Below are 13,931 nucleotides of genomic sequence, written 5' to 3' on the forward strand. Positions count from 1 at the left end.
ACGTCGGGTCAGGATTTGGGATCTGCGGTTCCACCCGCGGTCGCCGACGTGTCGGCCTCGGAGGTGACCGTCGTCGTCGGCGCGGCGGGGGCGGCCGGAGTCGTCTTGACGTCGTCTTCCTTCATGGCCTTCATCTCGCCCTTGAAGACGCGGGCCGACTGGCCGACGCTCTTCGCGAGGGCCGGGAGCTTGGCGGCGCCGAACAGCAGCAGGATCACCGCGAGGATGATCAGGAGGTGCGGCCACCCGAATGCGTTGCCCATGGGGAGTTCTCCTCGTCGATTGCGGTGTGCCCTCAGTGTAACCCGCTCCGCCCTCGCGCGACCGCGCGCGGCGCGCGGGGTCAGCGGTACTGCGCGAGCCCTGCGGCAGCCCACTCCGCCGCAGCGCGGCGCGCCGACTCGGGTTCGAGCACCTCGAGCTCGCCGCCGAGCTTGGCGACCAGGCGCCGCAGGCTCACCTCATCGGCGACCGGGATCGTGGCCGTCGAGACTCCGCCTGCCGTCTGCACCTCGGCGCGGCCCAGGTACTCCCCCAGCAGCGGGGCCACGGATGCCGCGAATCGCGCGGTGACGACGAGATCACCGTCGCCCGTCTCGAACCAGCCGGGAACCCGCTCCTCGCCGTGGGTGATCGCGATGCCGGTGAGCTCGAGATCGCTCACGCGGTCGAGGTGGAAGGTGCGCATGGCCTGGCGCAGGTGGCACCAGCCCTGCAGGTACCACTGGCCGTCGGCGATCTGCACCTTCACGGGGTCGACCGTGCGGGTGGTGGCGGCAGCATCCGGTGCCTTGTAGGTGAACGACACGGCGACACCGCGCGCGAGCGCGTCGGCGACCACCTCGCGGGCGGCGTCGACCGGCCCCGGCACGACGATGACGTCGGCGGGGGTGCTCGAGGCGCCGAGGGCGAGCTTGGCCAGCAGCCCCGCGAACACGTCGCTGTCGGCCACGCCGGGAAGAGTGCGGGCCAGCTGCAGACCGGCCAGCAGGGCGGCCGCCTCGCGCGCCGTCAGCCGCGGCGCGCGCTGCAGCCCCACGGTGTTGGTGAGCGAGATGAGGTCGCGCTGATCGAGCAGGTCCCAGTCGATGTCGAAGAGGTCGTTCGACATCTGCCAGTAGCCCGAGTCGCCCGGCAGGCCGATCACGGTGAGCTTCTGCACCATCTCGCGCATGACGGCGGGCGTGACATCGAATTCGTCGGCCGCCTCGATGACCGACACCTCGCCCTTGCCGACCAGATACGGCACCAGCTGCAGCATGAGGGCGGCACGATCGGTGGCCACCAGCGGCGCCCTGCCGCCGGTCACAGGACTGCTCCATTGCGCTCGGCGGCACCGCGCAGCCGCACGATCACCTTGTCGCGCAGGTCGGCGGGCTCGACGACCCGCACCTCCGGACCGTACGAGGCCAGTTCGTCGGCGAAGATGTGCGCATCGACATAGGGCACGCGGATGCCCTGGTCGGCGGGCGCCGCACGTCGGCCCAGCCGGAGCGCGGCCTCGGTGCCTGGGTGCACCTCGAGAAGCGCGTGCTGACCGGCCGCGACGGCGTCGAGCCCTCGGCGCGCGCGATCGCCGGCGCCCTCGCGCAGGGCGGGATCGAAGCTCTGGCGCGTCGTCGACACCGGGCCCACGATGCGCGAAAGCAGAAAAGTGCGGTCGGCCCCCGCATCCACGTCGATCCCGAACACGTGCCAGCGGGCCTCGTACTCGACGAGCGCGAGCGGCTGCACCCGACGCTGACGTGGCTGCTCCTCCCCCGGCTTGAGGTAGGGGAAGGCCACCGTGCGACTCTGCTCGATCGCCTGCTGAAGGGCGGGGAACGAAGGCTCGTGGATGCTGATGCGCGGCGCGTAGCCCATGATCGGCGCGTCGACGTCGTTGCCGAGAGCGCGGATCTTGCGCAGGCCCGACCGGGCGTCGGCCGACATGGAGCTCTCGCTCCACACCCCGCCGGCCAGCGTCAGCAGCGCGAGTTCGGCTGGGGTGAACTCCATCTGCTCGGGCAGCGCATACTCCGCGCTCGGGATGCGGTAGCGGGCCTCCCGCAGATCGTCGGGGTCGGCCCAGTCGCCGATCGTGTCGATCGGCACGCCGAGTCCGCGGAGGTTCTCCTTGTCGCGTTCGAACATCTTCTCGAGCGCATCTTTCGAGGCGCCGGCCTCGGTCTGCTCGCGGTAGCCGGACACGCTGGAGAGCACGGTGTCTTTCGTGATGCCCTGCTCGGTCGCCATCAGCGCGACGACGAGGTTGACCAGCCGCTCCTCGGGGGGGATCTTCGTCGGGTTCGCTGCCACTCCCTCATAGTAGGGCGCGGCAGGCGGCTCACTGCGTGGCGGCCTGGTCGAGTCCGAGGATGTCGACGACGAACACGAGCGTGGAATCCGCCGGGATGCTGCCCTGCTCCTGATCGCCGTAACCCAGGTCGGGCGGGATCACGATCATCAGCTGCGAGCCGACCGTCGCGCCCTTGAGCGCGTCGGCCATGCCTTCGACGACCCCGTCGAGGGTGAGCGAGGCGGGAGTGCCGTCCCACGTCGTGTCGAACACGGTCTTGTCGGCCCACGTGACGCCCGTGTAGTGCACCCGCACGGGCTGATCGCCGGTGACTTCGGGTCCGTCGCCCTTGATGAGGGTCTGCACCACGAGGTCCTCGGGCGCGGCGCCGTCGGGGATGACGACGCCGGGGCGCCCGTCGGGAGCGCGCACGACGCTGGGAAGCCCGTTGCCGGTGTTGAACTGCAGGTCGCCGGTGGCGTGCGGCAGGTAGACCTTGCGCACGTCGACCACGGCCAGCGCCGAGTCGTCTTCGCCGAGGCCCAGGCTCGCGACCGTGTCGGCCGAGATGTCGCCGGGGGCCAGGCCGATCGCGACGCGCGAGCCCTCGGTCGCGCACTCGAGCGCGTCGCCGAAGCCGGGCAGCAGCGTCGTCCACTGCGACAGCAGGGCCGGCTGGCTGAGGTCGCCCGAGTAGGTCGACTGCACGAGGGTCGTGCCGGTGGCGCCGTCGATGAGCGTCAGCTCGAACACCACGAGCTGCGACTCCGAGGTGATCGCAGTGCCCTCGCCGGTGATGAGGTCTTCGGCGACGGTCTCGTCGGCGCGGAACGGCGTGTACACATCGACGCTGGGCGCCGAGCCGAACTCGCCTTCGACGCTGACATTGTCGAGCACCGTGCCGGTGCCGCTGGGGCGCGTGCACCCTTCCGCGCCGGACGCGGCCGAGCAGCCGACGAGTCCTACCGAGACGAGGGCGAGGGCCGCGACGGCCGCAGGGATCTTGCGCACCGGGCTAGTTTAGGCGTCTTCGCCGGACTCGCCCGACGCCGCTTGACGGGCGCCCTCCGCGGCGCGCTGCGCCTCGCGCACGCGCTTGCGCAGGTTCTTGTCGGTGATCTGGCGGTCGCCGACGGCACCCGGGGTCCACAGCTCGACATCCTCGTCGCCGTAGCTCGACTTCGATGCGCGCCGTTTCTGCTCGGGCGCGACGGCACCCGGGGCGAGGCGCCGCGCCCAGATGAGGAACCCGGTGTGGGCGACCATGCGGTGGTCGGGGCGCACGGCGAGTCCCTCGACGTGCCAGCCGCGCACCATGGTCTCGCTCGCGTCGGGCTCGGTGAACAGGCCGGTGCCGCGCAGGTATTCGGCGACGCGGCTCAGCTGCGTGGCCGTCGCGACGTAGCAGAGCACGACCCCGCCCGGAGTGAGGGCATCGGCGACGACGTCGATGCACTCCCACGGTGCGAGCATGTCGAGCACGACGCGGTCGACGGATGCCGGGGCCACCGCGCGCGGCAGGTCGACGGCGAGGTCTCCCACCACGACCTCCCAGTTCGCAGGGACGGCGCCGGTGAAAGTCTCCACGTTGGCGCGGGCGACCTCGGCGAAGTCCTCACGGCGCTCGAACGAGATGAGTCGGCCCTCCTCGCCGGTGGCCCGCAGCAGCCACAGCGACAGCGCACCCGAGCCGACTCCGGCTTCGACGACGACCGCCCCGGGGAAGATGTCCGCCTGCGACACGATGTGCGCAGCATCCTTCGGGTAGACGATCGCCGCTCCGCGCGGCATCGACATGACGAAGTCGCGCAGCAGGGGGCGCAGGGCGAGGTATTCGTGACCGCCGGAGTTCGTGACGACCGAGCCGTCGGGCAAGCCGATGAGCGCCGTGTGCTTGAGCACGCCGTGGTGGGTGTGCAGTTCGCCGTCTTCGCGCAGCGTGATCGTGTGCAGCCGGTTCTTGGGTCCGGTCAGCTGCACGCGGTCGCCGACCCGGAACGGGCCGCTCGGTCGGGGGCCGGTCATCGTGCGTTCTCCTCGGTGCGGCGCGCGACGCGGGCGTCGTGCAGATCGAACACATCCTGTGCGGTGCGGCCGTCGAGCGTCGGCCAGATGGCGTGCACGCCGGTGCCGGTGAGCGACACCATGTGCGGCACGCCGAGCGTCGTCGTGCCGGCGGCGACCGCCGAGCGCGCCCCGTTGGGCGAATCCTCGATCGCAACCGTGTCGCGCGGGTCGACCCCGAGCGCCTCGCAGGCCTGCAGGTAGGGATCGGGGAAGGGCTTGGGCCTGGTCGCATCGTCGCCGGCGATCACGACGTCGAAGGCGTCGAAGTCGATGAGGTCGACGACCGTCTCGGCCATCCGCGAGAGCGACATCGTCACGAGCGCCGTGCGCACGCCCGCCTCGCGCAGGCTCGCCAGCAGCTCCCGTGCGCCGGGGCGGAAGGGCACGCCCTGCGTGCGCAGCGAGGTCATGACCTCGTCGGTGAGGAAGTCGACGATCTCGTGCACGCCCATGCGGACGCCCGCCTCCTGGAAGATGCGGGCGGCATCCTCGAGCCCGAGGCCCACCATGCCGAGCGCCTGCTCGTGGGTCCAGGTGCCGCCGAAGCGCTCGACCAGCGGGGTCTCGGCAGCGATCCAGTAGGGCTCGGTGTCGACCAGGGTGCCGTCCATGTCCCAGAGGACGGCGGCCAGAGCGGGAGAAGTCACTGCTTCATGGTATCCGGGCCGGTCCACAGCCCTTCCCGGCGCCAGCGGCCTATTCTGGGAGGACGCCCGAACGGCGGGCGAAGGAGGTCGTGTGGACGCACTGGGTCGCAAGGTTCTGGTCACCGCGTTCGACGGATGGAACGACGCCGGCGAGGCCGCATCGGCGGCCGTGTCGCTGCTGCGCGAGCAGGGCAGCTACGAACCGGTGTACTCGGTCGACCCCGAGTTGTACTTCGACTACCAGTACACGCGGCCCCAGGTGAGCATCGACGCCGACGGGCGCCGCACGCTCTCGTGGCCTGAGGCGACCCTGCTGCGGCCGGCGAAGACGACCCGCGGCGGCACGCAACTATGGCTGCTGACGGGTGTCGAGCCGGCCAGGGCCTGGCAGGCGTTCGCCGCCGAGTTCATGGATGTGGCGCTGCGCGAAGACATCACGGGGTTCGTCTCGATCGGCTCGATGATGTCGGATGTGCCGCACACCCGGCCCATCTCGGTGTTCGCCGGCAGCGACAACGAGCACGTGCGCGCCGCCCTCGAACTCGAGCGCAGCACGTACGAGGGCCCCGTCGGGATTCTGAGCGTGCTGTCGCAGGCGGCCGACGCCGCCGGAATCGCGACGGCGACCCTGTGGGCGAGCGTGCCGCACTACGTGGCCGGGCACACGCCCTCGCCCAAGGCGACCCTTGCGCTGCTCGATCGGCTCGAGGACCTCACCGGGGCGACGGTGCCGCGCGGCGACCTCGCGACCGAGGCCAAGGCCTGGGAGGCCTCGATCGACGCGGCCGCTGCCGACGACGAGGAGATGACGGAGTACATCCGCCAGCTCGAGCGCACCCGCGACACGTGGGACTCCCCCGAGGCCTCCGGCGACGCGATCGCCCAGGAGTTCGAGCGGTACCTGCGCCGCGGCGGAGAGGGCCCGACCAAGCCCGGCCGCGACGACCCCCGGCGCTGACGCCCAGCGCCGCTGCGCGTGCGCTTCGAGCGGCGCGGCATGTGCCCTTCTCGCCACGGTCAGCGCCAGCATCCGCGCCCCCGCCCGCCGAGATCAGGTGATCTCGCCGCTGCAGGTCGTTCGGACGCTGAACGGCCTGTGTCGGCCGAATCACCTGGTCTCGGAACGCGTGACCTTCGGATGCTGAACGGCGTGATCGGTCGAATCACCTGATCTCACACCGAACGGATGTGGTGGCCCCCGCATCCGACACCGCCCGATCCCTCCACCCGGCCGCCCAGATCAGGTGATCTCGCCGCGGCAGGTCACTCGGCGGCGAAACGACCTGCCTCGGCCGAATCACCTGATCTGGCGAGCGGATGCGGCGACATCACCTGATCCGGCAGGGTGAAGCCGCGCCCGCCTCTCAGGAGGCCTGCAGCACGCCCGTGCCCAGCAGCACGAAGACCGTGCCGCCGAGCAGGATGCGGTAGATCACGAACGGCAGGAAGCTGTGGCGCGAGATCCACCGCATGAAAAACGCGATGACCCCGAGCGCGACGACGAAGGCGACCGCCGTGGCCACGGCGGTCTCGCCGAGGGTGAAGACCCCCGGCTCGTCCCAGCTCTTGAACAGCTGGTAGAAGCCGCTGCCGAAGACGGCGGGGATCGCCAGGAGGAACGCGTACCGCGCGGCGGCCGCCCGCTCATACCCGAGGAAGAGCCCCGCCGTGATCGTGCCGCCCGAGCGCGAGACGCCGGGGATGAGGGCGAGCGCCTGGGCGAAGCCGTAGATCACGCCGTGGCCCACGGTGATGTCTTCGAGCTTGCGGCGCTTCGCGCCCACCCAGTCGGCGATGCCGAGCAGGATGCCGAAGGCGATGAGCATCGTCGCGGTGATCCACAGCGACCGCAGCACCGTCTCGATCTGGTCTTGGAAGAGCAGACCCAGCACCACGATCGGGATCGAGCCGACGATGATGAGCCAGCCCATCTTGGCGTCGGGGTCGCTGTGCGGCAGCTTTCCGGCCAGCGCCTGGAACCAGTGCGAGACGATGCGCACGATGTCGCGCCAGAAGAACAGCACGACGGCCGCCTCGGTTCCCAGCTGCGTGATCGCCGTGAAGGCGGCACCAGGGTCGGCGGCGTTCGGCAGGAACTCGCCGAGGATGCGCAGGTGCGCGCTGGAAGAGATGGGCAGGAACTCGGTGAGGCCCTGCACCAGGCCGAGGACGATCGCTTCGAAGAGGTGCTCCACGGGGGCCTTTCAGTAGGTGCGGATGAGGTCTGCGAGCACGCGCTGGCCGAACACGAGCGATTCCACCGGAACCCGCTCGTCGACGCCGTGGAACATGCCGGTGAAGTCGATGCCGGCCGGCAGGCGCAGCGGTGCGAAGCCGTAGCCGGCGATGCCCAGGCGCGAGAGCGCCTTGTTGTCGGTGCCGCCGCCCATGAGGTACGGGATCACCGGCACGCCGGGGTCGTGGCGGTCGAGGGCGGCGACCATCGCCTCGACGAGGGGCCCAGAGAAGGGCACCTCCATGCCGATGTCGCGCACGACCGTCTCGACCTCGATCTCGTCGCCAACGATCGCGCGGATCTCGGCGAGCACGGCCTCTTCGGTGCCGGGCAGCGTGCGCACATCGATGAGGGCCTCGGCGCGGTCGGGGATCACGTTGTGCTTGTAGCCGGCGGTGAGCCCCGTGGGGTTCGTCGTCGTGCGCAGCGTCGAGCGCAGGAACGGGGATGCGGCGCCCGCTCGCTCGACGAGGGCGTCGGGGTCCGCGGTGCTCTCGCCGGCGAGGCTCGCGACCGCATCGAGGAACTGCGCCGTCGTGTCGGTCAGTTCGATCGGCCACGGTGTGCGGCCGAGCCGCGCGACGGCCTCCGAGAGCTTCGTGATGGCGTTGTCGGTGGGATAGCTCGATCCGTGGGCGGCGCGACCGCGGGCGACGAGCTTGAGCCAGATCAGCGCCTTCTCGCCCACCTGCAGCAAATAGGCCCGGCGGCCGGCCACATCGATCGAGTATCCGCCCACCTCGCTGATCGCCTCGGTGGCGCCGGCGAACCACTCCGGACGGTCGTTCGCGACGAGCATCGACCCCTCGACCCCGCCGTTCTCCTCGTCGGCGAAGAAGGTGACGATGAGCTCTCGCTCGGGCAGATCGCCCGCACGCAGGATCTCGGCGACCGAGGTGAGGATCATGGCGTCCATGTCCTTCATGTCGACCGCTCCCCTGCCCCACAGCATCCCGTCGCGGATCTCGCCGGCGAAAGGGTCGACGCTCCAATCTTCGGCGACGGCGGGAACGACGTCGAGGTGGCCGTGCAGCACCAGAGCGGGCTTGGCCGGGTTGCGGCCGGGGATGCGCACCGAGACGTTCGTGCGACGGTCGATCGGCTCGTAGTACTCGGGCCTCAGGCCGAGCCGCTCGAGGTAGGCGCCGACGTACTCGGCCGCTTCGCGCTCGCCGCGGGCCCTGCCGCCGCCCCAGTTGGTCGTGTCGATCCGGATGAGATCGCGCGCGAGGCGCACGACCTCGGGCAGGTCGTCGTGGGGTGCGGGCATGCCGACCAACCTACCCCGGCTGTCGGGCATGGGCCGATTCGTTCGCACGGTCGGATCATGGTAGTGTCGATCCTCGGTTGCGAAACCGAAAAAACCACTCTGCGCGGGTGGCGGAATAGGTAGACGCGCTAGCTTGAGGTGCTAGTGCCCGTATAGGGCGTGGGGGTTCAAGTCCCCCCTCGCGCACAGAACGAAGGCCCCCTTTCGAGGGGGCCTTCGCTGTTTCCGACGGATGCGGATGCTGCCGCGACAGCGAGCCGTCAGCCCACCGAGACCCCGAACACCAGCCCCAGCAGGTAGGTGATCGCCGCGGCCCCGAAGCCGATCGCGAGCTGGCGCAGAGCGCGGCGCAGCGGCGGGCCGCCGGAGAGCAGCCCGACCATGGCACCCGTCGACATCAGCGCGATGCCGACCAGCAGGAGCGCCAGCACGACGGCCGAGACGCCGCTCAGGCCGATCAGCCACGGCACGACCGGGATGATCGCCCCGGAGGCGAAGAAGAGGAAGCTCGAGATCGCCGCGCCGAAGTCGCTGCCCACCACTTCGTGCGTGTCGATCGGGCCGGTCTCGGCCCGCACGTAGGGCACGGACCGATCGGAGGCCTGGGCGGCCTCCACGACGGCGCGCGCTCGGTCGAGGGCCTCCGCCGCCGGAATGCCGCGGGTGCGGTACACGAGCGCGAGTTCGTTGGCATCGAGGTCGAGGTCGGGCAGGTTCGCATCGGCGTAGTCGCTGGGCTCGGTCGCGGCCAGGAGCTCCCGCTGCGAGCGCACCGAGACGAACTCGCCCGCCCCCATCGACAGGGCCCCGGCGAGCAGGCCCGCGACGCCGCTGAACAGCACGAACTGCGGCGAGACCCCGGTGGCGCCGATGCCCATGACGAGCGCGAGGTTCGAGACGAGTCCGTCGTTGGCCCCGAAGACCGCGGCGCGGAAGGTGCCGGACAGTCGCCGCCGCCCGCGGGCGGCGAGACCGCGCACCACCTCGCGGTGGATCTTCTCGTCGGCGGCCATCGCGGGGCTCGCGAACGGCTCGTTGTCGTAGGGCGAGCGCCCCTCGGCGTTCTGGGCGAGCGCCAGCACGAAGATCGAGCCGAACCGGCGGGCCATCCAGGCCAGCATCCGCGTTCCGGTGTCTGCGCGGGGCAGTCGAGCGGGCTCACCGCCGAGCAGCGACAGCCAATGCGCCTCGTGGCGCCCCTCGGCGTCGGCCAGTGCTCGCAGGATCTCGCGCTCCTCGCCCTCGCGTCGTTCGGCCAGATCCCGATAGACGCGGGCCTCGGCGCGCTCGTTGACGAGGTACTGCGCCCACCGTCTGCGGTCGCGGGCGGTGGGCGTGGTGGGCGCGCTCATGAGAGCCTCCGAAGCGGCTGTGGGGTGCGGGGACCCGTCAACGCTAGCCAGCGGCCGGGGGCGGTGGGCGCTCTGCGGCATGATTGCCAGCATTTCGGATCTCCGAAGCGCTGCGGGTGCTCAGGAGTGGACGCGCCGCCGCAGCACGTCGATGCGGGCCTGCAGCTGCACGACGGTCGCGTGCGAGACCGCCGGCCCGCCGCAGATGCGGCGGAGCTCTGCGTGCACCAGCCCGTGGGCCTCGCCGGACTGTCGCGCATAGAGCCCCACCAGGCTGTTGAGCAGCTGACGCTGCTCTTTGAGGGTGCGGTGCAGCGCCTGCGGAGGTGCGGCGGCCTCGCCGCCTTCGCCCGCCGCCTGCTCCTTCGCCTCGCGCACCTTGCGGTGCCGGCCCTGGCGCGCCTGCCGCTGCATGAGCAGTTCGTGCACGTGCTCGGGTTCGAGGAGCCCGGGAAGACCCAGGAACTCCTCCTCTTCCGGTGTGCCGGGCACGGCGAGCTGGCCGAACTCGCGCCCGTCGTAGAGCACGCGATCGAAGTGCGCGAGCGAGCCCAGGGCTTGATACGTGAACTCGTAGGTGAGGTCGTCGGAGGCCTTGTCGCCCTGCTCGGCGGCCTCCAGCAGCGAGTCGTCGAGCGCCCACTCGTCGTCGCCGTCGCTCTCGCGGTCGAGGGCGTGATCGCGCTGCACCTCCATCTCGTTCGCGAGGGCCAGCAGCTGCGGAACGTTCGGCAGGAAGACGGATGCGGTCTCTCCGCGCCGCCGCGCCCGCACGAAGCGGCCGATCGCCTGGGCGAAGAACAGCGGCGTCGAGGCGCTCGTGGCGTAGACCCCGACCGCGAGGCGCGGAACGTCGACGCCCTCAGACACCATGCGCACCGCGACCATCCAGCGAGAGGTGCCCTGCGAGAAGGTCTCGATGCGGCCGGAGGCCTCCGCCTCGTCGGAGAGCACGACGGTGGCGGGCTCCCCCGTGATCTGCTGCAGGATCTCGGCATAGGCGCGCGCCGCGGTCTGGTCGGTGGCGATGATCAGCCCGCCGGCGTCGGGGACCTGCTCGCGCACCTCGCTGAGGCGTCGGTCCGCCGAGCGCAGCACGGCGGGGATCCACTCCCCCTCGGGGTCGAGCGCGGTGCGCCAGGCCTGCGCCGTGATGTCTTTCGTGTTGTCCTGCCCGAGCTGGGCCTCCATCTCGTCGCCGGTGCGGGTGCGCCACCGCATCTGCCCGGCGTAGACGAGAAAGAGCACGGGCCGCACGACGCCGTCTTGCAGGGCCCGTCCGTAGCCGTAGGCGTAGTCGGTGCGCGAGAGGCGGATGCCCTTGGCGTCGGGGTGGTACTCGACGAACGGGATCGGGGCGGTGTCGCTGCGGAACGGCGTGCCGCTCAGCAGCAGCCGGCGGGTCGCCCGGCCGTACGCCTCTCGGAGCGCGTCGCCCCAGCTCAGGGCGTCGCCGCCGTGGTGCACTTCGTCGAGGATCACCAGGGTGCGCGCGTCGGCGGTCACGCGCTGGTGCACCGACGCCTTGACGGCGACCTGCGCATACGTGACCGCGACGCCGTGGTACTGCCGCGCGGGGAGGCCGTGCCGGTTGCTGAACGCCGGATCGAGGCGGATGCCCACGCGTGCGGCCGCGTCGGCCCACTGGGTCTTCAGGTGCTCGGTGGGGGCGACCACGACGAGCCGGTCGACGACGCGGCGCCGAAGCAGCTCGGTCGCCAGGCGCAGGGCGAAGGTCGTCTTGCCGGCACCGGGGGTCGCTGCGGCGAGGAAGTCGCGGGGGCCCTTTCCGACGCCGTCGGGGCCGTCCATGGCGAAGTACTGGTCGAGGGCTTCGGCCTGCCAGGCCCGCAGACGCTGCGCTGTGCCCCATGGCGCGCGCTGCGGGAACGAGGGCGAGAGGTGCTCGGCGGCGAAGCTGCCGAAGTGCTCCGGCTGCTCGAGAGCGTGGGTCTCGTGCGTCGAGTCGCTCGTCGAGGCGGGTGCGGCAGCAACCTGCATCGTCGTCGGCTCGTCCTGCACGGCTCCCCTTCCCGTCGCGCCCGGAAGGCGCGCGAGAGACCACCCTAAGCGATGCCACCGACCCTCTCGCGCAGCGCCGAGGGTACGCTCGAACAAGACCCAGTGAGGAAGCGATGCCGACGACGAGTGACCCGAGAACCCCGTTCATCCCCAATGACGGCACGCATCCGTGGCGCCGATATGTGGCGATCGGCGACTCGTTCACCGAGGGGGTCGGCGACCCCGAGCCCGATCTTCCGAACGGGCTGCGCGGCTGGGCCGACCGTGTCGCCGAGGTGCTGGCGAACCAGGTCGACGACTTCGCCTACGCGAACCTCGCGGTGCGCGGCAAGCTCATCCGTCAGATCCTCGACGACCAGATAGAGCCGGCGCTGGCGCTGCAACCCGACCTCGTCACGTTCTCGGCCGGCGGCAACGACGTGATCCGCCTGGGCGGTGATCCGGATGCCGTCGCCGTGCTGTTCGAAGACGCCGTGCGGCGCCTGTCGTCCGACGGCGCCACGGTCGTGGTGTTCACGGGGATCGACACGAACTTCACCCCGGTGTTCCGCGGCATCCGCGGACGCGTGGCGATCTACAACGAGAACATCCGCGCGATCGCCGAGAGCTACGACGCGATCGTCGCCGACCAGTGGGCGCACAAGACGGTGCAGGACATGCGGTTCTTCGACGACGACCGCCTGCACATGAATCCGCTCGGCCACCACGAGACGGCGCGCATGGTGCTGCGCACGCTCAACGTGCCCAACGACCTGCAGCCGATGCAGCCCGACCCGCTGCCGGCCCGCACGTGGCGCGAGGCGCGCTCGGGCGACCTCGTGTGGGCGCGGGAGCACCTCGTGCCGTGGGTGCTGCGGCGCCTGCGCCACCAGTCGTCGGGAGACAACATCACGGCCAAGCGCCCCGAGCCGCTGCCGGTGGTCACCCTCGCGCCCGCCAAAGACAGGCTCGCGGGCCCGGGCCAGCAGGTCTAGCGGCGCTCGGCCTCAGCATCCGCTCGCGGCATCAGGAGCTTCGGCTGAGGCAGGTCGTTCTGTCTCCGAATGACCTGTGTTGGTGAGATCACCTGTTCTGGGCGCTGGACCAGCGGTGCAGGCCTTGGGCGATCGCGGTGATGACGGTGTCGCGCACGTAGTCCCACTCGAAGAAGACCTGGGCGTAGTCGAACCGCAGCACGGTGTAGCCCCGAAGAGCCAGCCGGGCGTCCTGCTCCAGGTCGCGGCGACGCGAGGCGGCATCCGAGTGGTGGGCGAACCCGTCGAGCTGCACGACCAGCCTGTCGCCGATGAGGCCGTCCACGCGGTGGCCGTCGATGAGCGCCTGCTGTCGCACCTTCACGCCGATGAGCCGCATCCCGTCGGTGAACTCCGTCTCCATGCCCGAGTCGGAGAGATCGTGGGCGATGCTCGCGATGCGGGCGGCGGCAGTGCTTCGCCACGCCACCCGCGACAGTACGACGGGGTCGACTTTTCGCAGGCGGACCGCGGATTCCCAGAGCGCCAGCGCATCCTTGGGATCAAGGCACCGCGCCGCGTGGAAGAGCATGTTGAGCACGGGATCCTCGTTCGCGCTGCGCCCGACCGGAGCGGGACCGACGGCCCAGTGCACGGTCGCATTCTCCGGGTGCAGCCGCGACGCGGTTCCCTGCACCGCGACATGGGTGGCGGTGTTCGCGGGTGTCCACAGCCCGAGCAGCTCCGCCAGGCTCACGCAGGTGACGCGGCCGCCCAGCTCGGCGGCCCGTCGACGCCGTTCGTCGCAGTCAGGCGACACAAGCCACGATCTGCGCACCCGGCCGACGACCCCGTCGCGCACCGCCTGCGCCTGTTCCGACGGGCTGAATCCGCCGGCGCGCGCGACGGCGGAGTGCGCGACTCCGTTGTTGCTTGCGATCCACGTCCGGAACAGTGTCTGGCGGTCGAGGGCCTTCGCGGTCACGGTCGCGTTCGTGGTCATGAGCCGACCCTGACGGATGCAGCAGCATCCGCGCGAAACGCACCCGTGATCCGGGCAAAGCCGCTGACGACACGTCTCTGGGGAGGAGGTGAGCCGGGTCCCC

General features: G+C 71.0%; 13 protein-coding genes and 1 tRNA gene. 3 read left to right on the forward strand and 11 right to left on the reverse strand.

What is annotated here, in order from left to right:
* Positions 1–8 precede the first annotated feature (8 nt).
* The 6 genes from tatA to OAW74_RS05750 form a co-directional block, all read right to left on the reverse strand.
* Positions 9–263 carry a twin-arginine translocase TatA/TatE family subunit gene (gene tatA, locus OAW74_RS05725; RefSeq protein WP_262873354.1) on the reverse strand — a complete coding sequence of 85 codons (255 nt, stop codon included), beginning with the start codon at positions 261–263 and terminating at the stop codon, positions 9–11.
* Between the two features lie 80 nt (positions 264–343).
* Positions 344–1,309 (reverse strand): helix-turn-helix transcriptional regulator, encoded by a 966-nt coding sequence (locus OAW74_RS05730; RefSeq protein WP_262873355.1) that lies wholly within the window; start codon positions 1,307–1,309, stop codon positions 344–346.
* The gene (locus OAW74_RS05735; protein WP_262873929.1) at positions 1,306–2,235 is read right to left on the reverse strand and encodes a helix-turn-helix transcriptional regulator; all 930 of its coding nucleotides are present in this window, start codon (positions 2,233–2,235) and stop codon (positions 1,306–1,308) included. Before OAW74_RS05735 ends, OAW74_RS05730 begins: the two co-directional genes overlap by 4 nt.
* Before the next feature lie 91 nt (positions 2,236–2,326).
* The gene (locus OAW74_RS05740; protein ID WP_262873356.1) at positions 2,327–3,289 is read right to left on the reverse strand and encodes an FKBP-type peptidyl-prolyl cis-trans isomerase; all 963 of its coding nucleotides are present in this window, start codon (positions 3,287–3,289) and stop codon (positions 2,327–2,329) included.
* Between the two features lie 9 nt (positions 3,290–3,298).
* Positions 3,299–4,303: a tRNA (adenine-N1)-methyltransferase gene (locus tag OAW74_RS05745; RefSeq protein ID WP_262873357.1), complete on the reverse strand. Its 1,005-nt coding sequence runs from the start codon at positions 4,301–4,303 to the stop codon at positions 3,299–3,301.
* Entirely contained in the window at positions 4,300–4,992 is a 693-nt protein-coding gene (locus tag OAW74_RS05750) for an HAD family hydrolase (protein ID WP_262873358.1), read from the reverse strand. The genes OAW74_RS05745 and OAW74_RS05750 overlap by 4 nt, the downstream gene beginning before the upstream one ends.
* Positions 4,993–5,083: 91 nt before the next feature.
* On the opposite strand from OAW74_RS05750, the gene OAW74_RS05755 reads away from it, so the two are divergent.
* Positions 5,084–5,950 carry a PAC2 family protein gene (locus tag OAW74_RS05755; RefSeq protein ID WP_262873359.1) on the forward strand — a complete coding sequence of 289 codons (867 nt, stop codon included), beginning with the start codon at positions 5,084–5,086 and terminating at the stop codon, positions 5,948–5,950.
* 406 nt (positions 5,951–6,356) lie between these two features.
* Here the strand turns inward: OAW74_RS05755 and OAW74_RS05760 are convergent, their stop codons facing one another.
* On the reverse strand, positions 6,357–7,187 hold the full coding sequence (locus OAW74_RS05760; protein WP_262873360.1) for an undecaprenyl-diphosphate phosphatase: 831 nt from the start codon (positions 7,185–7,187) through the stop codon (positions 6,357–6,359).
* Between the two features lie 9 nt (positions 7,188–7,196).
* Entirely contained in the window at positions 7,197–8,498 is a 1,302-nt protein-coding gene (locus OAW74_RS05765) for a M20/M25/M40 family metallo-hydrolase (RefSeq protein ID WP_262873361.1), read from the reverse strand.
* Between the two features lie 101 nt (positions 8,499–8,599).
* Between OAW74_RS05765 and OAW74_RS05770 the strand changes: the two genes are divergently transcribed.
* Positions 8,600–8,684 (forward strand) — tRNA-Leu (locus OAW74_RS05770).
* Between the two features lie 74 nt (positions 8,685–8,758).
* Here the strand turns inward: OAW74_RS05770 and OAW74_RS05775 are convergent.
* Together OAW74_RS05775 and OAW74_RS05780 are read right to left on the reverse strand one after the other, a co-directional pair.
* A complete protein-coding gene (locus tag OAW74_RS05775) occupies positions 8,759–9,850 on the reverse strand; it encodes a VIT1/CCC1 transporter family protein (RefSeq protein ID WP_262873362.1) in 1,092 nt (363 codons plus the stop codon).
* A gap of 120 nt (positions 9,851–9,970) precedes the next feature.
* Positions 9,971–11,851 carry a DEAD/DEAH box helicase gene (locus tag OAW74_RS05780; RefSeq protein WP_262873930.1) on the reverse strand — a complete coding sequence of 627 codons (1,881 nt, stop codon included), beginning with the start codon at positions 11,849–11,851 and terminating at the stop codon, positions 9,971–9,973.
* Positions 11,852–11,985: 134 nt separating this feature from the next.
* Between OAW74_RS05780 and OAW74_RS05785 the strand changes: the two genes are divergently transcribed.
* A complete protein-coding gene (locus tag OAW74_RS05785) occupies positions 11,986–12,846 on the forward strand; it encodes an SGNH/GDSL hydrolase family protein (RefSeq protein ID WP_262873363.1) in 861 nt (286 codons plus the stop codon).
* Between the two features lie 88 nt (positions 12,847–12,934).
* Here the strand turns inward: OAW74_RS05785 and OAW74_RS05790 are convergent, their stop codons facing one another.
* A complete protein-coding gene (locus tag OAW74_RS05790; protein ID WP_262873364.1) occupies positions 12,935–13,828 on the reverse strand; it encodes an endonuclease domain-containing protein in 894 nt (297 codons plus the stop codon).
* Positions 13,829–13,931: the final 103 nt, after the last annotated feature.

Origin of the sequence: Microbacterium fluvii, from assembly GCF_025515205.1 — a bacterium.
GTDB lineage: Bacteria > Actinomycetota > Actinomycetes > Actinomycetales > Microbacteriaceae > Microbacterium > Microbacterium fluvii.

What these genes read in the sequence shown, in the direction of transcription:
- OAW74_RS05765 (WP_262873361.1), bottom strand. Translation starts at nt 8,498, where the DNA reads ATGCCCGCACCCCACGACGACCTGCCCGAGGTCGTGCGCCTCGCGCGC.
- tatA (WP_262873354.1), bottom strand. Translation starts at nt 263, where the DNA reads ATGGGCAACGCATTCGGGTGGCCGCACCTCCTGATCATCCTCGCGGTG.
- OAW74_RS05735 (WP_262873929.1), bottom strand. Translation starts at nt 2,235, where the DNA reads ATGGCGACCGAGCAGGGCATCACGAAAGACACCGTGCTCTCCAGCGTG.
- OAW74_RS05785 (WP_262873363.1), top strand. Translation starts at nt 11,986, where the DNA reads ATGCCGACGACGAGTGACCCGAGAACCCCGTTCATCCCCAATGACGGC.
- OAW74_RS05780 (WP_262873930.1), bottom strand. Translation starts at nt 11,851, where the DNA reads ATGCAGGTTGCTGCCGCACCCGCCTCGACGAGCGACTCGACGCACGAG.
- OAW74_RS05775 (WP_262873362.1), bottom strand. Translation starts at nt 9,850, where the DNA reads ATGAGCGCGCCCACCACGCCCACCGCCCGCGACCGCAGACGGTGGGCG.
- OAW74_RS05745 (WP_262873357.1), bottom strand. Translation starts at nt 4,303, where the DNA reads ATGACCGGCCCCCGACCGAGCGGCCCGTTCCGGGTCGGCGACCGCGTG.
- OAW74_RS05790 (WP_262873364.1), bottom strand. Translation starts at nt 13,828, where the DNA reads ATGACCACGAACGCGACCGTGACCGCGAAGGCCCTCGACCGCCAGACA.